The sequence below is a fragment of the Streptomyces sp. ISL-43 genome, assembly GCF_018614195.1.
Classification (GTDB): Bacteria; Actinomycetota; Actinomycetes; order Streptomycetales; family Streptomycetaceae; genus Streptomyces.
Genome location: NZ_JAGGOT010000013.1, coordinates 262,284 through 284,518 on the forward strand (window position 1 = coordinate 262,284; position 22,235 = coordinate 284,518).

A 22,235-nucleotide genomic window follows, 5' to 3' on the forward strand; every position below is an offset into this window, starting at 1 on the left:
GCAGCAGGCCGCCAGGCCGGCAGGACAACCCCGCAACGGAGCCGTTGGCACCGCACCCAGGACAAGGCAGTATCACCCTGTGGCTGATCTCATCACCGTCGAGGACCCCGACGACCCGCGCCTGCGCGACTACACGGGCCTGACCGACGTCGAACTCCGGCGCAGGCGCGAGCCCGCGGAAGGTCTCTTCATCGCCGAGGGCGAGAAGGTGATCAGACGGGCCAAGGACGCCGGGTACGAGATGCGCTCGATGCTTCTCTCCGCCAAGTGGGTCGACGTCATGCGCGACGTCATCGACGAGCTCCCGGCCCCGGTCTACGCCGTCAGCCCCGAGCTCGCCGAGCGCGTCACCGGCTACCACGTGCACCGCGGCGCCCTCGCCTCGATGCAGCGCAAGCCGCTGCCCACGGCCGAGGACATCCTCGCCACCACCCGGCGCGTGGTCGTCATGGAAGCGGTGAACGACCACACCAACATCGGCGCCATCTTCCGCAGCGCGGCCGCCCTCGGCATGGACGCGGTGCTGCTCTCGCCTGACTGCGCGGACCCGCTCTACCGGCGCTCCGTCAAGGTCTCCATGGGCGCGGTGTTCTCCGTGCCCTACGCCCGGCTGGAAGCCTGGCCCAAGAGCCTGGACTCGGTCCGCGAGGCCGGCTTCAAGCTGCTCGCGCTCACCCCGCACCAGAAGGCCTCGCCGATCGACGTGGCCGCCCCGCAGACACTGGAGCGGGTCGCGCTGATGCTGGGCGCGGAGGGGGACGGCCTGTCCACGCAGGCGCTGGTCGCCGCCGACGAGTGGGTGCGGATTCCCATGGCGCACGGCGTGGACTCGCTGAACGTGGGCGCCGCCGCGGCCGTCGCCTTCTACGCGGTGGCCGGCGGCCGCCCGTAGGAGGCTGCCTCCGGCCCGGCTACAGCTTCTGGGCCGCCGCGATGCCCAGCGCCACGATCAGCGTCACCAGGACGAAGACGATCAGGCGCTGGCGCATCAGCTTCGGGTCCGGCCGCGACGGCCGCCGTCCCGTCCCCGTCGTACGGGGCGCGGGGCGCCCGCCCGTGCGCCCGGCGGTGGAGCCGGGGCCCCGCGAGCCGGTGCCCCGCGCCGACGAGGGCCGCGACTGCGGTCCGCTCTGCGGGCCCTGGCCCTGCCCCGTTCCCGGCCCCTGGGGCCTGGACACGGGGGTGCCGCCGGTACGACGCTCCGCGCGCTCCTCGACGTAGTCCTCGGCGAGCCGCCCAGTGGGCCGCTCCGTCCGCGCCCGCTGCGCCGGCGGACGGCTCTCGCCCAGCCCGTGCGCCTCACGGGCCGCGATCTCCTTGAGCCGCATCGACAGCTGGAGCGTGCTGGGCCGATCCTCGGGGTCCTTGGCCAGGCAGGCCCGTACGAGGGGCGCCAGCGCGTCCGGGACGCCCTGCAGGTGCGCCTCCTCGTGCACCACGCGGTACAGCATGACCTCGGAACTGCCGTGCCCGAAGGGCGAGTCGGCGGTGGCCGCGTAGGCGAGGGTGGCGCCGAGCGAGAAGACGTCCGTGGCGGGGGTGACGGCCGCGCCGCGCACCTGCTCGGGCGCCAGGAACCCGGGGGAGCCGACGGCGGTTCCCACGTGGGTCAGGGTGCTCGCGCCGGTCGCCCAGGCGATCCCGAAGTCGATGATGCGCGGACCCTTGGGCGACAGCAGGATGTTCGAGGGCTTGAGGTCGCGGTGGACCACCCCGGCCTCGTGCACGGCGACCAGGCCCTCGGAGAGCGCCGCGCCGATGGCGGCGATCTGCGCGGCCGTCAGCGGGCCCTCCTCGGCCACCTTGTCGTGCAGGGAGGGGCCGGGCACGTACTGCGTGGCGAACCAGGGGCGCTCCGCCTCCAGGTCCGCGGCGACCAGGCGCGCGGTGCACCCGCCGCGGATCCGCCGGGCGGCGGACACCTCGCGTGCGAAGCGCGAGCGGAACTCCTGGTCCTCGGCGAGATCCGGCCGGATCACCTTGAGCGCGACGCGCTGGCCGCGCCGGTCGGATCCCAGGTAGACGACGCCCATGCCCCCGGCGCCGAGGCGCCGGTGCAGCCTGAACGAGCCGACGACACGCGGGTCCTCGCGCCGGAGCCGCATCATCGCCATGTCCACCCCGCTGACCGGTCGTCCTGTTGACGTGGCACAGCTTACGGACCATCCGGCATGCGCGCTCAGAGGCCGCGCCCTCGCCGGGGGATTCGATTGTCAGTACGGGGCAGTCCACTTGAGGGATCCTCAGGCCACCGGTCGGACGCATGTGCGGAAGTGGGTGCGCGAGCCAAAGGGCTTCCCGTCCAAGGGAATTGGGGCGCCGGGCGGGGTGCCCGAGGGCGGCCGACCGGCGCGCGGTCCGGCCCGGGCCGGTTGATCTTGGGACTCCCTGGTCGTCGACCGTGCGTGTGCGGACGGTGACGGAAGTGAGCGAAGTCACCACACTCCGGTCATCCCCTCCGGGAAGACCCTCAGACCGGGGGGCCGGTCTCCACCCAGGGGAGTACACGCGAGGTGGCCTCCTCATCCTCCCGGAGGCCCGTCAATGGGTACGAAGGCATGAGGCCAGGGGCCTTTCCCGCGCCTAGTGTTGAAGACAAGCGGCGGGTGGAGCACTCGTCCCCCGAGGTCACAAGCCCGCCGCTGCCAAACGACAGGGAGAGGACCATGGCGGACATCGCACGGCAGGGACGCAAGGCATTCGCGTTCAACGGCCATGAGTCCGGCCACCGCCATCCGTTGGTGGCGGCGGCGATGGTGCTCCCCCTGGCCGCCCTCCTGCTCTTCCTCTTCGGAGGCTTCGACCAGGTGGTGGCACAGGCGTCGTCCGTGAGCGTGATGCTGGGGCGCTGAGCGGCGCCCAGGGTCCAGGAGAGCGGCCTGGGCCCGGGCTTCACCGGCCGCACCCCGTGGGGACGGGGGCGCGGCCGACGGACGGCAGGTGAAGGGTGCTGCCCGTACGGCTGGGGAGTCGGACGGGCAGCACCCTTTTTCATGCCCGCGGCCCGCCCGGCGCTTCAGGCGTTCCCGGTGCTCCCGACGGTCCCGTTGCCCTGGGTGGGCTCGGCGTTCCGTACCCTCGTCCCGAGGAGCACCCGCACGGGGTGCGGGGGCGCGGGGGAGTGGTCATGGCACGGCCGGGCCCGCTCACACCCGCCGGAGCGCCGGTGGCGGAGTTCCTCCCGCACATCGACGGCGCCGGGGTGTGGTCCCGCTGGAGCGAGTGAGCGGCGCCGCGCTCGCGGCGTACGCGGGCGCGACGCGGTACGAGGTCCTCGCCGACCGGGACGACGGCACGGTCGTCCGCTGCGGGGACACCGTGGCCAAGGCGCACGCGCCGGACAGCGACCCCGACGCCCTGGCGGTACGGATCCTGGTCGCCGGGGACGCCGCGCTGGCCGGGGTCCTGCTGCCTCCGCTGCGGACCGGGCTCGGCCGGGTGGCGGGCCGGGCCGTCTCCCTGTGGCCCTACGGTGCTCCGGTCGCCCCGGACCGTCCCGAGGACGCGCCCTGGGAGGCGGCCGCCGAGCTCCTGGCGGCCCTCCACCGGACCCCGCTCCACCGCCTCCCCGCCCCGCTCCCCCCGATGCGCGGCCCCGCCAAACTCGCCCGCGCCCTCCACCGCCTCGCCGTCGCCCACCCGCCCGCGGCCCCCGCGCCCGCATCCACACCCGCCGGGCGGGCCACGGCCGATGACGGTGCCGACGCCGCCGCGATGGCGCGCCTCGTACGGGCCGCCGCGGCGACGCTGCCCGCCTGGACCCGGGGGGACGGGTCGCGGCCGTCCGGCGGGGTGCTGTGCCACGGGGATCTGCACCTGGGACAGCTGGTCCGGGGCCCGGCGGGGCGGTGGCGGCTGATCGACGTCGACGACCTCGGGCTCGGCGCGCCCGCCTGGGACCTCGCCCGGCCCGCGGCCTGGTACGCCGCCGGGCTGCTCGACACGCGGACGTGGCTGCGCTTCCTCGACGCCTACCGCGCCGCCGGCGGACCCGCCGCGGGTCCGCCCGGCGCCGATCCCTGGCCGGAACTCGACGTCGCGGCCCGCGCGCTCACCGTGCAGACGGCCGCGCTGGCCCTGGCCAAGGCGGCGCGTGAGGAGCGCCGACTCGACGACGTGGAGCATCTGATGGTGGACGCCTGTGCCCGAATTGCCTCCCTCCCGCCCGACTTGGAGCGGCCGGCTCCGTCGTAGGGTGAGCCCCACGCCACCGGGTAGGCATCCGGTGTCGACGCAGACGGCGAGGAGTTGATCCGGTCATGCAGTGTCCGAAGTGTCACGCGATGATGCACACCTACAACCGCAACGGTGTCCAGATAGAGCAGTGCAGCGGCTGCCGCGGCATCTTCCTCGACTACGGCGAGCTGGAGGCGCTGACTCGCCTGGAGTCCCAGTACACCGCCCAGTACGGTCAGGTCCCGCCGCCCGCCGCGCCGCCGGCCCCGGCCCCCTACCCGGCCCAGCACGCCGCCCCCGCGCCCGCCTGGGGCGCCCCGCAGCACGGCGGCTACGGCCACGGCCACCACGGCCACCGCAAGGGCGGCTTCGGCCGGATGCTCTTCTCGTCCTGACGCCGAGCGGTGGGGGTCCGGCACCGCCCGGACCCCCGGCCCCCGGCGTCGGCGGCGAAGGCCGCACGCGCAGGGCCCGTACACGCACGGACAGCACACCCGTGGCCCGCACACGCGAAAGCCCCGACCGTCGAGACGGCCGGGCTTTCGGATGCGAGTGCGCGATACTGGGATTGAACCAGTGACCTCTTCCGTGTCAGGGAAGCGCTCTCCCGCTGAGCTAATCGCGCGGGACCACAAGCACGGTGAGAACACCGCGGGTGGCAAGGGCAATCGTACTGCGTGCGCGATACTGGGATTGAACCAGTGACCTCTTCCGTGTCAGGGAAGCGCTCTCCCGCTGAGCTAATCGCGCGGGGGTCCTTGCGGACCAGTGGACGATACTGGGATTGAACCAGTGACCTCTTCCGTGTCAGGGAAGCGCTCTCCCGCTGAGCTAATCGTCCTTGGAGGTGGAGACGGGATTTGAACCCGTGTAGACGGCTTTGCAGGCCGTTGCCTCGCCTCTCGGCCACTCCACCATGGAGCGGGCAGGGGGTCCTCGGGAAGGATGATCCCCCACCTCAGAGCGGACGACGAGACTCGAACTCGCGACATCCACCTTGGCAAGGTGGTGCTCTACCAACTGAGCTACGTCCGCAGGTCACCGTGTTCGCTCCGGGGTTTCCCCCTTCGCTCCCTGGCGACGAGTTGAACTCTAGCGGATTCCCGGGCCAGCTCAAAAACGCGTTTCCGCAGCGTGCTGCCGCTCGGTCACCGCCGGTCACCCCGCGGACTCCTCACCGGCGCCCGCGCGCCACCGGTCATAGACTCGCAGCCGTGCACGACCTGCCTCCCCTCGCCCGCTTCGGCGGCCTTCTCGCGACCGATCTCCGAGATGTCACCAGTGATCCCGCCGCCCTCGATTCCACCGGGTTCTGGGCGGTGACCGCCGACTTCGAAGGTCGGCTCGTCTGCGCGCGCTTCGGGGACATACGCCCCGACCCGGTGCCCGCGCCCGTCCCCGGAGCCTGGCACGGCCCCGACGCCGACCAGTGGACCTCCTCGCTCGACCGTGCCGCGTACGTCGCGGGGGTACGCCGCATCCGCGAGCACATCGAGGCGGGCGAGGTCTACCAGGCCAACCTCTGCCGCGTGATGTCCGCGCCGCTCCCCGATCCGGCGGGAGCCGATGTCGACGCCCTGACGGCGCTGCTCGCGCGCGGCAATCCGGCTCCCTATGCAGGAACGATTCGTCTCCCGGCTCACGGCGTCGAGATCGCCACCGCGTCCCCCGAGCTCTACCTGCGCCGCAGGGACCGCCGCGTCGAGTCCGGCCCCATCAAGGGCACCGGCCTCACCGCCGCCGACCTGCTGCCCAAGGACCACGCCGAGAACGTGATGATCGTGGACCTCGTGCGCAACGACCTCGGCCGGGTCTGCGCCACCGGCTCGGTCACCGTCCCCGAACTGTGCGTGCTCGAAGAGCACCCCGGCCTCGTCCACCTCGTCTCCACCGTCGCCGGTGAACTCGCCGACGGCGCCGGCTGGCCCGAGCTGCTCGCCGCCACCTTCCCGCCCGGCTCCGTCACCGGCGCCCCCAAGTCCTCCGCCCTGCGCATCATCGAGGCCCTGGAGACCGTCCCGCGCGGCCCCTACTGCGGCGGCATCGGCTGGGTCGACGCCGACCAGGGCACCGCCGAGCTCGCCGTCGGCATCCGGACCTTCTGGATCGACCGCGAGACCCCCGGAGGCCCCCGGCTGCTCTTCGGCACCGGCGCCGGGATCACCTGGGGCTCCGACCCGGACCGCGAATGGGCGGAGACCGAGCTGAAGGCCGCCCGCCTGCTGCGGGTAGCGTCAGGAGCCGTCGAAGCGAACGCGAACGGTGCGGACGCGAACGAAAGCGGGAGGACCGTACGGTGAGGATCTGGCTCGACGGAGAACTGCGGGACGCCGACGACGCGAAGGTGTCCGTGTTCGATCACGGTCTCACCGTCGGCGACGGAGTCTTCGAGACGCTCAAGGCGGAGCACGGCAAGACCTTCGCGCTCACCCGCCACCTGGAGCGGCTGACCCGCTCCGCCCGCGGGCTCGGCCTGCCGGACCCGGACCTGGACGAGGTCCGCCGCGCCTGCGCGGCCGTACTGGAGGCCCACCCGATCCCGCTCGGCCGGCTGCGCGTCACCTACACCGGAGGCGTCTCCCCGCTCGGCTCCGACCGCGGCGAGGCCGGACCGACGCTGATCGTCGCCCTCGCGGAGACCACCCGGCGCCCCGACACCACCGCCGTCGTCACCGTGCCGTGGGTGCGCAACGAGCGCTCGGCCGTGGCCGGCCTGAAGACCACCTCGTACGCCGAGAATGTCGTCGCGCTCGCCGCCGCCCACCGCGCAGGCGCCTCCGAGGCCCTCTTCGCCAACACCGTCGGGCGGCTCTGCGAGGGCACCGGCTCCAACGTGTTCGTCGTCCTCGACGGACAGCTCCACACCCCGCCCGTCGCCTCCGGCTGCCTCGGCGGGATCACCCGCGCCCTCGTCGCCGAGTGGGCCGGGGCCAAGGAGAGCGACCTGCCCTTCGAGGCGCTGGAGCGGGCCGAGGAGGTCTTCCTGACCTCCTCGCTGCGCGACGTCCAAGCCGTCGTACGGATCGACGGGCGAGAGCTGGGCACCGCCCCCGGCCCCGTCACCGCCGAGGCCATGCGGATCTTCGACGCCCGCTCCGCCGAGGACGGCGACCCCCGGTCCTGATCCGGGCGGGAATCAAAACGCTGTCATTCGGGCCGCGGGGCGGGTAGAACTCGATTGATGACCACCACCCTGCGGCCGAGCGGGCCGCTTCAGCAGACCGCCGGAGGGGCGCGCTCGCGCCCGTACGAGATCCGTGTCAACAGCAGGCGCGTCGGCGCCCTGCTGCTCACCTGCGACACGCCCTTCGGGCCGACGGTCGCGGAGATCCGCGACCTCGTGGTCGACGAGCCGGACCGCCGGCGCGGCCGCGGCACGGTCGCCGCGCTCGCCGCCGAGGAGATCCTGCGCGGCTGGGGCTGCCGGCGGGTGCGCGTCTCGGTCCCGGCCTGCTCGGCGGGCGGCCTGCGCATGGCCGACTCCCTCGGCTACACCGAGTACAGCCGCAACATGGACAAGGAGCTCCCCGCCGCGCCGCCGGCCTTGAGGGAGGGGGTCACCGGCCGCCCGATGGCGGAAGCGGAGTTCGAGACCTGGCTCGCCGGGGCGCTGGAGGGCTACGCGCAGAGCTGGATCGGCCGCGGCATGCCGGCGGAGGCCGCGCACGCGAAGTCGGTGACCGACCACGAGTCCCTGTTGCCCCGGGGCCTGGCCACCGAGGGCGTCAGCTTCGGCGTCCTGGAGGCGGCCGGCGCACCCGTCGGCACCGTGTGGGTCGCGCCGAGCGGGGAGGACTCGTACGTCTTCGACGTGGCGGTGGCCGAGGAGCACCGCGGCCGCGGCTACGGCCGGGACCTGATGCTCCTCGCGGAACGCACGGCCCTCGCCGCCGGCCACAGGGTGCTCGGGCTGCACGTCTTCACCGACAACACCCCGGCCCTGCGGCTCTACGAGTCCCTCGGCTACCGGCCGACGAACCTCAACTACGCCAAGAACCTGATCTAAGGGCTGCCCCGAGGACCCGTCTCTGGCTACGCCCCGTCCGCGGCCAGCAGCCGGTCGGCGATCTCCTCGATGCGCCCGCGCAGGCCCTCCTGGCTCTTGCCGCCGTCGAGACGCTCCCCGTCGATCACGTACGTCGGGGTGCCGGTCACGCCGATCGCCTTGCCCTCGGCCTGGTCTGCGTCCACGATCAGGATGTGCCGGCCGTCGATCAGGGCCGTGTCGAACTCCTCGGAGTCCAGGCCGAGTTCGCGCGCCACCTCGACGAGTACGGACTCACCGCCCTTGCCGAGCTCCGCCGTGCGGGCGAGCACCGCCTCCACGTACGCCCAGCCCTGCCCCTGCTCGGCGGCCTCCTCGGCGGCCTGCGCGGCGGCGAAGGCGTGCTTGTGCTTCTCCAGCGGGAAGTGGCGCAGCCGGATGTCCAGCCGGTCGCCGTAGCGGGCCCGCAGGGCGCGTACGTCGTCCAGTGCGCTGTGGCAGTCCGGGCACTGGAGTTCGCACCAGACGTCGAGGATCACGGAATCGGTCATACGGACAGTCTCCCAGCCCCTGCGGGTGCGCACGGACCGGGACCTGGGGAGGAGCCGCGACCCGGAGATGTCCCGGAGATCCGCCCCGGGCGGGCCGTGGGCATGGCCGGGGCGGCGGTCGCCGGTGCAGGATGGATAGGGACAGAACGCCCGGCCCGCCGGCCGGGTCCGACCGACCGCACCGCCCCTGGAGGCCCCGCATGCTCGCCGAGACCATTTGCTCCGCGGTGTCCGCGGCGGGCCTGGGCATCGCCGCGCTGACCGCCTACCGCAAGCGCTTCCTCACCGCCACGCGGATCGCGGCGTATGCGCTGGTGCCGGTCGGCCTGGTGATGACGGGCGTCGTGCAGTGGGTGTCCGGGATCGTCTTCAAGCCGACCGTGTGGGCCGGCTTCGCCGTGCTGGCGCTGGCCTGGCTGCTCTTCATGACCACCCGCGCGATAGAACGGCGCGGGCTCGGCGCGGGGGAGAAGCCCGCCAAGGAGCCGAAGGCCGCCAAGGGTCGCCCGGCCCGGGAGGCCGTCGCCCCGGCGGCCTCCGCGCCCTCCCTGGGCGGCGGTGCCCGCCCCAAGCCCGCCGAGGCCGCGACCCCCGGCGAGGACTTCTCCGACATCGAGGCGATCCTCAAGAAGCACGGCATATGACATCGGCCCGGTCCGCGGGCGGATTCGGGCCGGGAACCACCTGATCTGACGGGATCCGGCTACCTCGTGCGGGCGGTTTGGCGTGTTGAGCACCGGACGCGGGTCCGCTGGGCCATCATCGCCCCGACATGCTCGACACATCGCAGGGTGAGCCGTCCCTTCCCCCGCCGGCCACCGCCCCCGCCGAGGAGCCGAGAGGCTGCCTCTTCGCGCTCTCCCAGCCGCCCCTGATGATCTTCCTAGGCGTGATCGGCGGTCTGCTGCTGCTCGCCGCCGTGCACGACCTCTTCCTGCTCTGAGCCCTGCTCCGACTTGCGCCGGGCCCGGTACGCCGCCACGTGCAACCGGTTCCCGCAGGTACGGCTGTCGCAGTAGCGCCGGGAACGGTTGCGGGACAGGTCCACGAAGGCCCGCCGGCAGTCAGGGGCCTCGCAGCGCCGCAGCCGCTCCCGCTCGCCCGAGACCACGATGAACGCCAGCGCCATGCCGCCGTCGGCCGCGAGGTGGTCACCCACCGACGCGCCCGGCGCGAAGTAGTGCACGTGCCAGTCATAGCCGTCGTGGTTGGTCAGCTGCGGGGTGGTGCCGGCCGTCGCGACCAGCTCGTTGATCAGTACGGCGGCCACGCGCGAGCTGGGCGCCGCGAAGACCTGGGCGAACTTGCCGCGCACCGTCCGTACGCCCGCGAGGTCGCGGGCGCTGAGCTCGCCGACGTCGCTGATCGCGTAGTCGTGGACGAAGGCGCGCAGGGCGTTCACGTCCGACAGTCCGTCGGGCTGCTCCGTCTCGGCCGAGGTGTTCACCAGCGCGACGACGACGTCGAGCGCGCGACGGGTGTCGTGGGGGATCTGCACGGGGTCTCCCTCATGGGCCGGGCCTGCGGTGACGGTCTGCGCCGCCGCTGGTGGCCGACTCTAGCGGGTCGCTCCCAAGCGCACCGGCGCCGTCCGCGCGGGTGGCTCCCGCGTGAACAGCGCCGGCACTTATGTGGTTGTCCGCCTCACACCGTCGCCCCGAGTCGGACGGTGTCGTGCGGCTCCCGGCGGAGGCCGGGAGAGAGTTCCCTCTGTAGGCCTGGCTCAGGATTCGGCCAGGATGTGGGAGAGCTCCTTGTCGAGGTCGAAGTGCCGGTGCTCGGTTCCTGGTGGAACCGCGGCGTCCGTCCGCTTGAGGAACGACTCGAGTGCTCGGGCGGGTGCTTCGAGCAGTGCTTCTCCCTCCGGTGAGCTCAGGGCGATGCAGACGACGCCCTGACCGTGACTGCGGGACGGCCAGACGCGGACGTCGCCGGTACCGGTGGGCCGGTGGAGGCCCTCGGCGAGGAGGTCGCGGGCGAATACCCATTCGACCGTCTCCTCGGCGCCGGTGTGGAAGGTGGCGTGCACGGCGTAGGGATCGGCCGTGTCATACCGCAGGCCCGCGGGAACAGGCAGTGAGGACTCGCTCGACACAACGAGGCGCAGGTGCAGCTCGCAGCTGACCGTGGTGTTCATAAGCGCCAGGGCCTTTCGCTCAGTGTGCGCTCGGGGATTCGCACGTCGGCGAAATCGACATGCCACCTACGGTGCCGTTGTAAACCCCTCTGACCGTTTTGCGGACCTCTGGGTCCCTCGAACGGCGGATCCAAACGCTCATTCACGTGTGCTTCGCGCTCCGGTAGATTCGACCCCATGAACACGGGGAGTGACCGCGAGGCCAATGAGCCCGCCACCGAGTCCGCCAAGGCGGAAGAAGCGCCGCACGTCTCCAAGGCGCCGGCCTTCATCAAGGCCCGCCGAGGGCTGCACCTGAGCTGGCAGGTCGGCGTCTTCGTCGTCGGCCTCGCCGTCATCGGCGCCGGCATCGCCATGCTGGTCCTGCCCGGCCCCGGCTGGGTCGCGATCTTCGCCGGCCTCGCGATCTGGGCCACGGAATTCGCCTGGGCCCACCTCGTCCTGCGCTGGACCAAGCGCAAGGTCAGCGAGGCCGCGCAGAAGGCGCTGGACCCGAAGGTCCGCCGCCGCAACATCATCCTGACCAGCATCGGCCTCGTCATCGCGGGCGCCCTGATCGGCTTCTACCTGTGGAAGTACGGGCTCGTCCTGCCCTGGAACATCAAGGACCAGTGAGCCCGCCCGCGGGTCGGCAGCCCGCGGCCGCTCATGGCGAAGAGCACCGCTGACATGGGGTAATGTTTGCGGTGCGTCCGGGCGATTAGCTCAGTGGGAGAGCACTTCGTTCACACCGAAGGGGTCACTGGTTCGAACCCAGTATCGCCCACCTGGACCAGAGGCCCGGAGACTTCACCGTCTCCGGGCCTCTGGCGTTTCCGGTCCTTCCGGGCCTCCGCGCCCCCCGGCCCGGGGGCCGGGGGGCGCGGGGGCCCGCCCTCGGCCGGCCTACTTCAGCCGGCCGATCGCGTCCCGCAGCCGCCGGGCGTCGCGCAGGCGCTTCTCGTACGTCGCCCCCACCACCAGCAGCAGCACCCCGGCCAGCGCCGGCGGCAGCCAGCGGGGCAGCGCGTCCACCACCTGGACGACGAACGGGGTCAGCTCGTGCAGGGCCACCGCGGCCAGCGTCGCCCCGCCCAGCAGCAGGGGGGCCCGCAGCCGGCCCCGTGCCCCGGCCAGGGTCACCGCGAGCGCGCCCACGCCCAGCAGGAGCGGCCGCGCCCAGTGCGGGTCGCCCCACACCGCGAGGGTGCTCGGCAGCAGGGTCGCCGCCAGACCCGGCCCGTACGCCGTCCAGGACGCGGCCTCGGCATCCCGGCGCCGCCGTACGAAGCCCACCGCCAGCGCCACCGCCGTCACCGGCAGGGTGTACGCCTCCGGCACGGTCACCTCGGAGGCCGCGAGCCGCACCCAGGTCGCCGCCAGGAACAGCACCCCGGCCGGCCAGCCCGCGGCCGCGCGGCGCTCGGGCCGTACCGCGGCCCCCGCGCACACCACCCCGGCCAGCGCCAGGACCAGTGCGAGCACCGGCGCGTCCCCCGTGGCCAGGGCCACCGCGAGGAGGCCCGCCACGGCCGCCGCGGCCTCCGCCGGGGCCCGTACGGCGCCGAGCCGGGGCCCGAGCGCCGCCACCGCCGCCGGGACCGCCAGCACCGGCGGCGCCCACCACGCCACCGGCCGCTCCAGCAGGGCTCCCAGCGTCACCGCGAGCAGCGCCGCGTACCCGACGGCCAGTGCCGCCGCGCCCGCGCGGGCCCACGCCGGAGCGGGCCTGTACGCCGCCCCCGCCGCGCAGGCGGCCCCCAGCAGCCCGAACACCGCGAAGGTGGCCGCTCGCCCGTCCAGGGCCGCCACGGACACGCTCACGGCCCCGGCCAGCGCGCACGCGCCCGCCGCGATCCCGGGACCCGCGCCGACCGCCGCCGAGCGCAGCGCGAGCACACCCGCCGCCAGCGTCACCGCGAGCTGGGCCGCGAAGACCGCGCCCGCCGGCAGACCGAGCACCACCGGGCCCGCGAACAGCGCCGCCCAGCCCAGGGCCACCGCCGCCACCCCGGGCTCCCGGCGCCCCGGCAGGACCCGGACCAGCCACCACGCGGCCGCCGCCGTCAGCAGCAGCGCCACCACCGGCGCCGCCCCCGGGCCGTTCGGGGCCGCCGGCGCGGGCGTCGTCGCCGACCACACCTCCGCCAGCACCCGCAGCCGGCCCGCGAGCACCGTCGCCACCCACGCCACCGCGGACACCGCCTCCAGGGCGGCCACCCCCGCACCGGCCCAGGCGAGGCCGCGCCGGACCGCGGCGGGGAGCGCGGGGATCCGCAGGGCACCGAGCAGGGCCAGCGCCACCACCAGGTAGACCACCGCGGCCCACGACGGACGCAGCTCCCGCGTCACCGGCCCGCCGAGGGCCGCCACCGCCGCGATACCGCCCGCCGCCGCGAACGCCGCCCCCAGCCGGGCCGCGCGCCACGCCACCGCCACGCCCAGCACCGCCGTCGCCGCCAGCAGCGCCGACGAGCCCAGCGCCATACCCGCCGATCCCGCCGCCACCGACTCCGTCAGGCCCGTCAGCAGCGCCGCCCCGCCCGCCACCGAGCCCGCCACCGCGGCCCAGGGGGTCAGGCGCCCCGGCCGCAGCAGCACGAGCCCGGCGTCCAGCGCCGCCGTGGCCAGCAGCGCCCAGCCCTGGTCCAGCCCCGCCGCCCCGGCGGCCAGCGCCGCCAGGAACAGCGGGAGCTGCGCCGTCAGCAGCGCCGCGGGCAGCGGGATCCGCAGCTGCCCCAGCAGCCGCCCGTACCCGGCCCACAGCGCCGCCAGCACCGCGGCCGCCCCCGCCGCGTAGGCCAGGCCGTCCACTTGCGGCATGCTGACCGCGAAGAGCGCGTACGCGTCCAGCACCGTCAGCAGCAGGCCGACCGCGGCCACCGCCTCGGCGGTCGAGCGCAGCCCCCGGCGCAGCAGCGGCGCGGGCGTGCCCAGCGCCGCCGCCGTCACCACGGCGAGTACCGCTCCGCGTCCGGCGATGCCCAGGGAGCCCCAGCTGACGAGCGTGAACGCCAGAGCGGCCACGGCCAGCAGTACCGCCCCCAGGATCAGCAGCACGTTCTGCGCGCTCGGCGCCGAGGTTTCCGCGGAGCCCGCCGGGTGGGCCGGGTGGGCCGGGTGGGCCGGGTGGGCCGCCGGCTGGGTCGGCACACCCCAGGCGAAGGGCACCTGGCCGCGCAGCAGCCACTCCCGGCGGCTCAGCAGATAGTGGCGCCGGGCATCGAGTTGGAACAGTTCGCGGTCGATGAGCGCGAGCTCCTCGGCCGGCGGCAGGGGTGTCTCCATGGCCGGATTGTGCCCCCAGGTGCGCCGTCGGGACATGGGCGGGGGTACTCATCTTGGGTCCGGTTCGGCCTGAGTACGGGGTAGGGGCCCCCGCCGCGCGCCAGACTGGATCCATGGACCGAAGCAGCGGCAGTCCCCGAAGTCCGCGCGGTCCCCGCGCCGGCCGTCCCCGCGAGCGCTGGACCCACTACCGCTTCCGCAGCGTGTGGGACCTCGACGCCCCGGCCGCCCGCGTCTTCGCCGCCCTGGGGCGCCCGGAGGCGTACCCCCTGTGGTGGCCCCAGGTCCGCGCGGTCGCCCCGGACGGCGACGAGCGCGGCGGCAGCGCCCTCATCCGCTCGGCGCTTCCCTACACCCTGCGCGTGAGCGCCGAGGAACTCCTGCGGGACCCCGCGCGCGGGGTGCTGGAGGTCGCCCTGCGCGGAGACCTGGAAGGGTGGGCGCGCTGGACCGTGCGGCCTCGGGCCGGCGGTTCGCGAGCCCTCTACGAGCAGGAAGTCGAGGTGCTCCGGCCCCTCATGCGGTGGCTCTCGCTCCCCGGGCGGCCGGTGTTCCGGCTCAACCACGCCCTGATGATGCGGGCCGGCCGGCGCGGACTGGCCGCGCATCTGGCGGCCGGACCGGAAGCGGTTTGAACCAGCCCCGAGCCTTCTGTATTGTTCAGTCCGTTCCCGGGCGATTAGCTCAGCGGGAGAGCACTTCGTTCACACCGAAGGGGTCACTGGTTCGATCCCAGTATCGCCCACCGGGACAGGCCGGTCCGCCTTATGGCGGACCGGCCTTCCGCATTCCCGGGACGCGGCGCCACGCCGTCGCGAACGCCGTCGCGCCGCTCCGTCGCGCTACGCCGCCGCCGGCAGTTCCGGCCGCAGCGGCCAGTGCGGATCCACCGGCTCCGGCGTCCCCTGCCGCGCGAACCACGCCTGCAGCCCCCGCGCCTGGGCGGCGTGCCACACCTGCTGCAGGGTGTGCAGCTCCGCCGGCGTCAGCCGCTCCAGGCGCCCCGCGAACCGCCGCCCCACCGCCCGTACGAGCTCCAGCGAGGCCAGCGCGTCCGCCCCCGCGTCATGGGCCGCCTCCAGCTCTATGCCGTAGTGCGCGCACAGATCCGTCAGCGTCCGCCGCCCCTTGCGGTAGCGGTCCAGATGCTTGTCCAGCACCCGCGGATCCAGCACCGTCAGCGGCCGGTTGTCCAGGTACCGCGCCAGTGAGGACGCCCGGTGCCGGCGCAACTCCCGGTCCAGCAGCGTCAGATCGAACGGCGCGTTCATCACCACCACCGGCCGGCCCGCGAGCTGCTGCTCCCCGAGCGCGCGGGCTATCTCCTCCACCACCGGCGCGGGCCAACGGCCGTTGCGCTGAAGGTGCTCATCGGTCAGACCGTGCACTTCCGTGGCTCCCAGCGGTACCGGGATGCCGGGATTGACCAGCCAGCGCGTCGAGCGGACCCGGCCGCCCGCGCACTCCTGCACGATGAGAGCGGCGGACACGATCCGGTCCCGCTCCACGTCCACCCCGGTCGTCTCCGTGTCGAATGCGGCCAGCGGGCCCTCGTACCAGCGTGTCATGGCGAACTCCTCGTCACCCGTCGGCAGATGGGGCGCACCCGGGCACCGCAGCCTCAGGACCCGCCACCCCCGCCCGAATCGGTGATACCCGGGCTCTTTGCCCCGTACGCCGTTTGCGGCACGCCGACTGCGGAGACAACTCCACTGGGGGACCGCACACATGACCGGTCGTCAACCCCGACACCCTTCGAACGGCAGAGCCCGCAAGGCATGGGGAGCCGGCCATGGCGCTCGCGCAGCCCGAACCGGGCGGGGTGCTCGCGGGGCGGATGGATCCGCGGACCGGTCCGCGGAGCGGACCGCTGCGCGGCACACTCGCCACCACCGCCTGCATGGAGACCCTCCAGGTGGGATACCTGCACGCCGTCGCCGCCGCGGCCGGCTGCTCGCTCTCCCAGCCCTTTCCGGACAACGGCATCGACTGGCACGTCAGCCACGGAGCTCCCGAGCACGTGGTCGACGACGAGGTGACCATCAAGGTGCAGCTGAAGGCGACCTACCAGATACCGCCGAGCCCGGCCGGGCCCACCTTCGGCTTCACCCTCGACAACGAGCACCTGGTCAAGCTCGCCCGCACCCCCGTCGCCGTGCACAAGATCCTCGTCGTGATGCTCCTCCCGCGTGAGCGCGATGAGTGGCTGAGCGCCGGACACGACCGCCTCGACCTGCGGCACTGCTGCTACTGGACCAATCTCGCCGGACAGCCCGTGACCGGCCGCCGCCGCACCACCGTCAGGATCCCGACCGCGCGGATCTTCGACGACCGGGCACTCTGCGAGATCATGACCCGGGTCGGGTCGGGAGGGACACCTTGATGAACCGGCAGTCACCGCACCTGGAACCGCTCCCGTCCCCGGAGTTCGGGGCCCCGGCCCCCGACCCCGCGCAGGTCGATCCGCTCGTCCTCGGCGCGCTGCTGCACCGGCACGGCTGGCTGCGCCGCGGCGGAGCCGCCGGCCGGTACGGACGCTGGACCCCGCCCGCCCCCTACGCGACGGGCGGCGGGGGCACCAGCCTCCTCGTCCCCGAGAGCCGCGCCTTCCCCGACTGCGCCGACCTCCTCGAAGAGGCGCTCACCGCCCTCTCGCGCAGCGCGCTGCCATCGGCCCGCGAGGTGCTCTACGGGCTCAGCGTGCCGAGCGACGAGATCCGCTGGGACCGCGAGATCCCGCGAGGGGCCCACGGACTCCAGGGCGAGGCCGACTGGACGGTCCAGGAACAGCTGCGCTCGGCCGCCCGCCGGCTGCTCCTCGCCGGGGCGCTGGCCGACCGGGCGAGGGCGGGGTACTACGGCGCCCGGCACCGGGGCCAGGCGGAGCGGGCGCTGGACGGGGTACTGGTCGGGCCGGATCCGGGAGGGCGGCGGCTCACCGCCTACATGCCCGTCGACGGGGGCCGCGGCACCATGACCCGGCTGCACCACGCGCTGCACGCCGCCCGCGAGGCCGTGGACTACCGGCGGGCCACCGGCGGCATGGAGGCCTTCGACGCGGCGGTCGAGGCCGGGGTCAGCAGGGAACTGGCCGAGGCGCTCATCGCACTGGTCCGCGGCTCGGAGGGGGCCCGGGTCGCCCTCGCCTGGGCCCCGGCGGCCGGCGTCCCGGCGGGCTGCGCGGCCCGGCCGGAGCCGGTGGAGTTCTCGCCCGGCGACCTCCCGGTGCTGCGGGAGGCGGCCGCGCGCTACACACGGGACGAGCCGGCGGTCCCGGTCCGGGTGGCCGGCGCGGTGGTCCGCATGCGGCGCTCGGCGTCGGGGGGCGGGGGCACGGTCCGGGTGCGGGTCTTCGCCGGGGCGGAGATCCCGTACGTCCGGGTCGCGCTCGACGAGGAGTCGTACCGGGTGGCGGGCCACGCGCACCTGGTGGGCCTGCCGATCCGGGTCAGCGGGCGGCTGCAGCGGCGGGGCGGCTTCCGCCGTCTCACCGATGTCACGGACGTGACGCCGGTGCCGCTGGACGAGGTCGAGCGGGACCGGCTGATGAAGTCGCTGGACGACGCGTTCGATCCTGCGGAGGTGCTGCCGTCGGACGACTAGTGCTGCGACCGGACATGCCCCCGCGCGGCCCGTCGGCCCGGGGGCGGGACAACCGTTTGGCGGCGCAGCCTATCGGCTCGGTACGATTCAGGCGCGCAGTGTTCGCTTGCGCACCCCCTGAGTCAGGAGAGACCGGTGTCAGACGTCCGTGTGATCATCCAACGCGATTCCGAGCGGGACGAGCGCGTGGTGGCCACGGGCACTACGGCGGCGGAGCTCTTCGCCGGCGAGCGCACCATCGTCGCCGCGCGCATCGAGGGCGAGCTCAAGGACCTCAGCCACGAGGTGAAGGACGGCGAGACCGTCGAGCCGGTGGAGATCTCTTCCCCGGACGGCCTGGACATCCTGCGCCACTCGACCGCGCACGTCATGGCGCAGGCCGTGCAGGAGCTGTTCCCCGAGGCCAAGCTGGGCATCGGCCCGCCGGTCCGGGACGGCTTCTACTACGACTTCGACGTGGCCAAGCCCTTCACCCCCGATGACCTCAAGGCCATCGAGAAGAAGATGCAGGAGATCCAGAAGCGCGGCCAGCGCTTCGCCCGCCGCGTCGTCACCGACGAGGCGGCCCGCGAGGAGCTCGCCGACGAGCCGTACAAGCTGGAACTCATCGGCATCAAGGGTTCGGCCTCGTCCGACGACGGCGCGAACGTCGAGGTGGGCGGCGGCGAGCTGACCATCTACGACAACTTCGACGCGAAGACCGGCGACCTGTGCTGGAAGGACCTCTGCCGCGGTCCCCACCTGCCCACCACCCGCAACATCCCCGCGTTCAAGCTCATGCGCAACGCCGCCGCCTACTGGCGCGGCAGCGAGAAGAACCCGATGCTCCAGCGCATCTACGGCACCGCGTGGCCGTCGAAGGAGGAGCTGAAGGCCCACCTCGACTTCCTCGTGGAGGCCGAGAAGCGCGACCACCGCAAGCTCGGCACCGAGCTCGACCTGTTCTCCGTACAGGACGAGATCGGCTCCGGCCTCGCCGTCTTCCACCCGCGCGGCGGCGTCATCCGCCGCACCATGGAGGACTACTCGCGCAAGCGGCACGAGGAAGAGGGCTACGAGTTCGTCTACACCCCGCACGCCACCAAGGGCACCCTCTTCGAGAAGAGCGGGCACCTGGACTGGTACGCGGAGGGCATGTACCCCCCCATGCAGCTCGACGGTGGTACCGACTACTACCTCAAGCCCATGAACTGCCCGATGCACAACCTGATCTTCGACGCGCGCGGCCGCTCCTACCGTGAACTGCCCCTGCGCCTCTTCGAGTTCGGCACCGTGTACCGGTACGAGAAGTCGGGCGTCGTGCACGGCCTGACCCGCTCGCGCGGTTTCACCCAGGACGACGCGCACATCTACTGCACCAAGGAGCAGATGGCGGAGGAGCTCGACCGCACGCTGACCTTCGTGCTGAACCTGCTCCGCGACTACGGTCTGACCGACTTCTACCTGGAGCTGTCGACCAAGGACCCGGAGAAGTTCGTCGGCTCGGACGAGATCTGGGAGGAGGCCACCGCCACCCTCCAGCAGGTCGCCGAGAAGCAGGGTCTCCCGCTGGTCCCGGACCCGGGCGGCGCCGCGTTCTACGGCCCGAAGATCTCGGTCCAGTGCCGCGACGCGATCGGCCGCACCTGGCAGATGTCGACCGTCCAGCTCGACTTCAACCTGCCCGAGCGCTTCAACCTGGAGTACACCGGCCCGGACGGCACCAAGCAGCGGCCGGTCATGATCCACCGTGCGCTCTTCGGTTCCATCGAGCGGTTCTTCGCGGTGCTGCTGGAGCACTACGCGGGCGTCATGCCGCCGTGGCTCGCCCCGGTCCAGGCGGTCGGCATCCCGATCGGCGACTCGCACGTCGAGTACCTGCAGGAGTTCGCCGCCGAGGCGAAGAAGAAGGGCCTGCGGGTCGAGGTGGACGCCTCGTCCGACCGGATGCAGAAGAAGATCCGCAACCAGCAGAAGCTGAAGGTCCCCTTCATGATCATCGTCGGTGACGAGGACATGGCCGCGGGCACCGTCTCCTTCCGCTACCGCGACGGTTCGCAGGAGAACGGCGTCCCGCGCGACCAGGCGCTGGCCAAGATCGCCGACGTCGTGGAGCGCCGCGTCCAGGTGTGACCCGAGCGCCCGCACACATGCGGACGGAGCCCCCGGGAAACCTCGGTTTCCCGGGGGCTCCTCCGCGTCCCGCGCCGCAGGGCCCGGGGTCGCCGCCGTGGTCCCGCCGCTGGTCTTCGCCCCGGCGACACGCCGGGCGGGGGCAAGGTCATATGCTGCATCCCATGACGATTGAGCCGGAGCAGCAGATCGGTGTGGGCACGCAGGACGCGTTCCAGCGTCTGTGGACGCCCCACCGGATGGCCTACATCCAGGGGGAGAACAAGCCGACCGGGCCGGACGCCGGGGACGGCTGTCCCTTCTGCGGGATTCCGAACATGTCCGACCAGGACGGGCTGGTCGTGGCGCGGGGCAAGCACGTCTACGCCGTGCTGAACCTGTACCCGTACAACGGCGGGCACCTGATGGTCGTCCCGTACCGGCACGTCGCCGACTACACGGACCTGGACACCGCCGAGACCGTCGAGCTCGCGGACCTCACGAAGCGGGCGATGATCGCGCTGCGCAAGGCCTCCGGGGCGCACGGGTTCAACATCGGAATGAACCAGGGCCAGGCGGCTGGCGCCGGCATCGCCGCGCACCTGCACCAGCACATCGTGCCCCGCTGGGGCGGGGACACGAACTTCATGCCGGTCGTGGGCCACACCAAGGTGCTGCCCCAACTCCTCGCGGACACCCGCCAGATGCTCGCCGACGCCTGGCCGAACGACTAGGACGGCAGGCCCCCGGCTCACGCGTCGTAGACGTCCGCCTTGCGGGGTGCGGCGTCCTGGATCAGGCCGCTGACGATCGACGAGCGGTTGGTGAAGCGGTCGGTGTCGACGCCGTTCTCCTCCAGGACCCGCATCGCCGCGGCGTGCACCGCCCGCAGGACCGGGGTCGCGGCCCGCATCGCGTCGTCCGCCATGAAGCGGTGGCGCCACGGCTGGCCGGCCCAGACGTGGCGGACGCCGAAGGGCTCGGGCAGGACGAGCTTGCCGCCGAGGAAGTCCAGGAGCGGCGGGTACCAGGTGAACGGGGCGCGCACGGAGAGGCGTACGACCTCGGCCGCGTCGACCAGGGGCAGCGCCCGCTCCACGGTCTCCCAGAACCGTACGGACTTCGGCACCTCGACCACCGGGGGGCTCGATTTGGTGGTGAACAGGCCGTGCACCGGGCCGAGCGCGTGGCCGGTGACCTCCACGCGCAGGGTCTTGTAGAGCACGGTCACCGTGACCAGCATGGTGATGACGAGCTGGCCGTCCCAGAGCGGGTACTGGATGCCGAGGTAGTGCCGGTTGCCGGCGCTGAACTGCTGCTCGTTGCAGATCCGGGTGATCTCGTGCGGCTTGATCAGGAAGGTGTCGACGTCCGCTCCGGTGGGGCGGGCCACTTCTTTGGCGCCTTCGCCGACCGGGGTGACGATCCAGTGCTGGATCGAGGCGGGCGGCAGGCCGCCGGTGTGCAGGGGGCCGCGCTCCAGCTTGCGCAGCTGGGTGTCGATCGCGCGTATGACGTCCCAGCTGCGGAAGGGGTGGATCTCGTGGCCCTCGGTCTTGGGGGCCAGCTCCTCGGCCATCTGCCAGCTGCCCCAGCGGGTGCCCATGCCGAGTATGCCCTTGGGGCCGGCGTAGAAGACGGAGTTGCTGCGGTCCTCGGCGGTGAGCTTGGCCAGGGAGTGGCGCAGGTCCTCGCGGGCCTTCTCGTCGGGGTTGCCGGGGACGGCCTCGGGGATCTTGGCGGCCACGCCCCCGCCGCCGGCGAGGAGGCCGTCCCAGCGGGATCGCAGGTCCGCGGCGGTGGCCTCGCAGAGCCGGCGGGCGAAGAACCAGCCGAGGGCGGGCGCGATGACCATGGCGCGGACGTAGAGGCCGAGGACGCCGGTGACCGGGAGCCGGAACATCAGGACGGCGACCACGAGGCCGACGCCGACGAGGAGCGCGGTGCCCAGCCAGGAGGAGTGCTTGCCCTCGGAGGCGGCCAGGGTCTTGCGGCTCCAGAAGAGGCCGAGCCACAGGAGCAGGCCGGGGAGGAACACGACCCCGCAGACGAGCATGATCCAGCGGAGCTTGCGGTCGCGCTCCTTGCGGATGCGGGAGGCGGCCAGGCAGTGCTCCACGACGGTCTGCGGGTCGGCACCGAAGGACTGGATGAGCGGTTTGCGCGTGGGCGGGATGGTGCGGGCCTCGACGGCGCGGCAGAAGGCCTCGCCGAGGTTGGGTTCGAAGAGGGAGATCTTGCCCGGTTTGACGGTGGACTCGTGGTACTCGTTGTTGGCGGTGAGTATGGAGGGCAGCTTGGTGTCCCGCCCGCCGTCCCGGTAGGCGGCGGAGGCGAGCGCGTTGGTCGCGGCGGTCTGGCCGCCGTTCCCCTGGAGCGGGATCTGCGCCCCCGGCCTGAAGTCGAATCCGTCGTCCGCCACCGC

22 protein-coding genes and 7 tRNA genes are annotated in these 22,235 nt (G+C 73.3%); 17 read left to right on the forward strand and 12 right to left on the reverse strand.

Annotated elements, in window-relative coordinates:
* Window positions 1-79: 79 nt before the first annotated feature.
* Window positions 80-892 carry an RNA methyltransferase gene (locus J7F03_RS09190; RefSeq protein WP_214948158.1) on the forward strand — a complete coding sequence of 271 codons (813 nt, stop codon included), beginning with the start codon at window positions 80-82 and terminating at the stop codon, window positions 890-892.
* A 19-nt stretch (window positions 893-911) separates the two neighbouring features.
* Here J7F03_RS09190 and J7F03_RS09195 read toward each other — a convergent pair whose 3' ends face one another.
* Window positions 912-2,114: a serine/threonine-protein kinase gene (locus tag J7F03_RS09195; RefSeq protein WP_251071608.1), complete on the reverse strand. Its 1,203-nt coding sequence runs from the start codon at window positions 2,112-2,114 to the stop codon at window positions 912-914.
* Between the two features lie 552 nt (window positions 2,115-2,666).
* On the opposite strand from J7F03_RS09195, the gene J7F03_RS09200 reads away from it, so the two are divergent.
* From J7F03_RS09200 to J7F03_RS09210, 3 genes are all read left to right on the forward strand, one after another.
* Complete coding sequence (locus tag J7F03_RS09200; RefSeq protein ID WP_112448041.1) at window positions 2,667-2,852, forward strand: hypothetical protein; 186 nt, start codon at window positions 2,667-2,669, stop codon at window positions 2,850-2,852.
* Window positions 2,853-3,222: 370 nt separating this feature from the next.
* Complete coding sequence (locus J7F03_RS09205) at window positions 3,223-4,194, forward strand: phosphotransferase family protein (RefSeq protein WP_214948159.1); 972 nt, start codon at window positions 3,223-3,225, stop codon at window positions 4,192-4,194.
* 65 nt (window positions 4,195-4,259) lie between these two features.
* A complete protein-coding gene (locus J7F03_RS09210; protein WP_214948160.1) occupies window positions 4,260-4,571 on the forward strand; it encodes a zf-TFIIB domain-containing protein in 312 nt (103 codons plus the stop codon).
* A gap of 158 nt (window positions 4,572-4,729) precedes the next feature.
* Here J7F03_RS09210 and J7F03_RS09215 read toward each other — a convergent pair.
* From J7F03_RS09215 to J7F03_RS09235, 5 genes are all read right to left on the reverse strand, one after another.
* Window positions 4,730-4,801, reverse strand: a tRNA-Val gene (locus tag J7F03_RS09215).
* A 53-nt stretch (window positions 4,802-4,854) separates the two neighbouring features.
* A tRNA-Val gene (locus J7F03_RS09220) sits at window positions 4,855-4,926 on the reverse strand.
* A gap of 19 nt (window positions 4,927-4,945) precedes the next feature.
* Window positions 4,946-5,017: transfer RNA gene (locus J7F03_RS09225), tRNA-Val, on the reverse strand.
* A 1-nt stretch (window position 5,018) separates the two neighbouring features.
* Window positions 5,019-5,092: transfer RNA gene (locus J7F03_RS09230), tRNA-Cys, on the reverse strand.
* 46 nt (window positions 5,093-5,138) lie between these two features.
* Window positions 5,139-5,211: transfer RNA gene (locus J7F03_RS09235), tRNA-Gly, on the reverse strand.
* Between the two features lie 179 nt (window positions 5,212-5,390).
* On the opposite strand from J7F03_RS09235, the gene J7F03_RS09240 reads away from it, so the two are divergent.
* From J7F03_RS09240 to J7F03_RS09250, 3 genes are read left to right on the forward strand one after another with little or no spacing between them, the layout of a single operon-like run.
* Window positions 5,391-6,476 carry a chorismate-binding protein gene (locus J7F03_RS09240; protein WP_214948161.1) on the forward strand — a complete coding sequence of 362 codons (1,086 nt, stop codon included), beginning with the start codon at window positions 5,391-5,393 and terminating at the stop codon, window positions 6,474-6,476.
* On the forward strand, window positions 6,473-7,300 hold the full coding sequence (locus tag J7F03_RS09245; protein ID WP_214948162.1) for an aminotransferase class IV: 828 nt from the start codon (window positions 6,473-6,475) through the stop codon (window positions 7,298-7,300). The genes J7F03_RS09240 and J7F03_RS09245 overlap by 4 nt, the downstream gene beginning before the upstream one ends.
* Before the next feature lie 57 nt (window positions 7,301-7,357).
* Window positions 7,358-8,182 (forward strand): GNAT family N-acetyltransferase, encoded by an 825-nt coding sequence (locus J7F03_RS09250; protein WP_214948163.1) that lies wholly within the window; start codon window positions 7,358-7,360, stop codon window positions 8,180-8,182.
* Window positions 8,183-8,208: 26 nt separating this feature from the next.
* Here the strand turns inward: J7F03_RS09250 and J7F03_RS09255 are convergent, their stop codons facing one another.
* Complete coding sequence (locus tag J7F03_RS09255) at window positions 8,209-8,712, reverse strand: DsbA family protein (RefSeq protein WP_214948164.1); 504 nt, start codon at window positions 8,710-8,712, stop codon at window positions 8,209-8,211.
* 200 nt (window positions 8,713-8,912) lie between these two features.
* Between J7F03_RS09255 and J7F03_RS09260 the strand changes: the two genes are divergently transcribed.
* A complete protein-coding gene (locus J7F03_RS09260; protein ID WP_214948165.1) occupies window positions 8,913-9,356 on the forward strand; it encodes a hypothetical protein in 444 nt (147 codons plus the stop codon).
* A gap of 128 nt (window positions 9,357-9,484) precedes the next feature.
* A complete protein-coding gene (locus J7F03_RS09265) occupies window positions 9,485-9,655 on the forward strand; it encodes a hypothetical protein (protein WP_214948166.1) in 171 nt (56 codons plus the stop codon).
* Here J7F03_RS09265 and J7F03_RS09270 read toward each other — a convergent pair.
* Window positions 9,596-10,210 (reverse strand): CGNR zinc finger domain-containing protein, encoded by a 615-nt coding sequence (locus J7F03_RS09270; RefSeq protein WP_214948167.1) that lies wholly within the window; start codon window positions 10,208-10,210, stop codon window positions 9,596-9,598. The genes J7F03_RS09265 and J7F03_RS09270 overlap by 60 nt on opposite strands.
* Before the next feature lie 225 nt (window positions 10,211-10,435).
* On the reverse strand, window positions 10,436-10,849 hold the full coding sequence (locus tag J7F03_RS09275; RefSeq protein ID WP_030011909.1) for an SsgA family sporulation/cell division regulator: 414 nt from the start codon (window positions 10,847-10,849) through the stop codon (window positions 10,436-10,438).
* A gap of 177 nt (window positions 10,850-11,026) precedes the next feature.
* On the opposite strand from J7F03_RS09275, the gene J7F03_RS09280 reads away from it, so the two are divergent.
* Together J7F03_RS09280 and J7F03_RS09285 are read left to right on the forward strand one after the other, a co-directional pair.
* A complete protein-coding gene (locus J7F03_RS09280; protein WP_214948168.1) occupies window positions 11,027-11,464 on the forward strand; it encodes a TIGR02611 family protein in 438 nt (145 codons plus the stop codon).
* 79 nt (window positions 11,465-11,543) lie between these two features.
* Window positions 11,544-11,615, forward strand: a tRNA-Val gene (locus J7F03_RS09285).
* Between the two features lie 119 nt (window positions 11,616-11,734).
* Here the strand turns inward: J7F03_RS09285 and J7F03_RS09290 are convergent.
* The gene (locus J7F03_RS09290; RefSeq protein ID WP_214948169.1) at window positions 11,735-14,116 is read right to left on the reverse strand and encodes an SCO7613 C-terminal domain-containing membrane protein; all 2,382 of its coding nucleotides are present in this window, start codon (window positions 14,114-14,116) and stop codon (window positions 11,735-11,737) included.
* Window positions 14,117-14,229: 113 nt separating this feature from the next.
* Between J7F03_RS09290 and J7F03_RS09295 the strand changes: the two genes are divergently transcribed.
* Window positions 14,230-14,751, forward strand: a complete 522-nt coding sequence (locus J7F03_RS09295; RefSeq protein WP_214948170.1) for an SRPBCC family protein — start codon at window positions 14,230-14,232, stop codon at window positions 14,749-14,751.
* A gap of 38 nt (window positions 14,752-14,789) precedes the next feature.
* Window positions 14,790-14,861 (forward strand) — tRNA-Val (locus J7F03_RS09300).
* A gap of 97 nt (window positions 14,862-14,958) precedes the next feature.
* On the opposite strand, the gene J7F03_RS09305 is transcribed toward J7F03_RS09300, so the two are convergent.
* Window positions 14,959-15,684: a 3'-5' exonuclease gene (locus tag J7F03_RS09305; RefSeq protein WP_214948171.1), complete on the reverse strand. Its 726-nt coding sequence runs from the start codon at window positions 15,682-15,684 to the stop codon at window positions 14,959-14,961.
* A gap of 224 nt (window positions 15,685-15,908) precedes the next feature.
* On the opposite strand from J7F03_RS09305, the gene J7F03_RS09310 reads away from it, so the two are divergent.
* From J7F03_RS09310 to J7F03_RS09325, 4 genes are all read left to right on the forward strand, one after another.
* A complete protein-coding gene (locus tag J7F03_RS09310; RefSeq protein ID WP_214948172.1) occupies window positions 15,909-16,499 on the forward strand; it encodes a DUF4365 domain-containing protein in 591 nt (196 codons plus the stop codon).
* The gene (locus tag J7F03_RS09315) at window positions 16,499-17,719 is read left to right on the forward strand and encodes a hypothetical protein (RefSeq protein ID WP_251071609.1); all 1,221 of its coding nucleotides are present in this window, start codon (window positions 16,499-16,501) and stop codon (window positions 17,717-17,719) included. Before J7F03_RS09310 ends, J7F03_RS09315 begins: the two co-directional genes overlap by 1 nt.
* A 135-nt stretch (window positions 17,720-17,854) precedes the next feature.
* Window positions 17,855-19,831 (forward strand): threonine--tRNA ligase, encoded by a 1,977-nt coding sequence (gene thrS, locus J7F03_RS09320; RefSeq protein WP_214948173.1) that lies wholly within the window; start codon window positions 17,855-17,857, stop codon window positions 19,829-19,831.
* 152 nt (window positions 19,832-19,983) lie between these two features.
* Window positions 19,984-20,544, forward strand: coding sequence for an HIT domain-containing protein (locus J7F03_RS09325; protein WP_214948174.1), 561 nt, complete (start codon window positions 19,984-19,986; stop codon window positions 20,542-20,544).
* Window positions 20,545-20,561: 17 nt separating this feature from the next.
* On the opposite strand, the gene J7F03_RS09330 is transcribed toward J7F03_RS09325, so the two are convergent.
* Window positions 20,562-22,232 (reverse strand): hypothetical protein, encoded by a 1,671-nt coding sequence (locus tag J7F03_RS09330; RefSeq protein ID WP_214948175.1) that lies wholly within the window; start codon window positions 22,230-22,232, stop codon window positions 20,562-20,564.
* Window positions 22,233-22,235 lie beyond the last annotated feature (3 nt).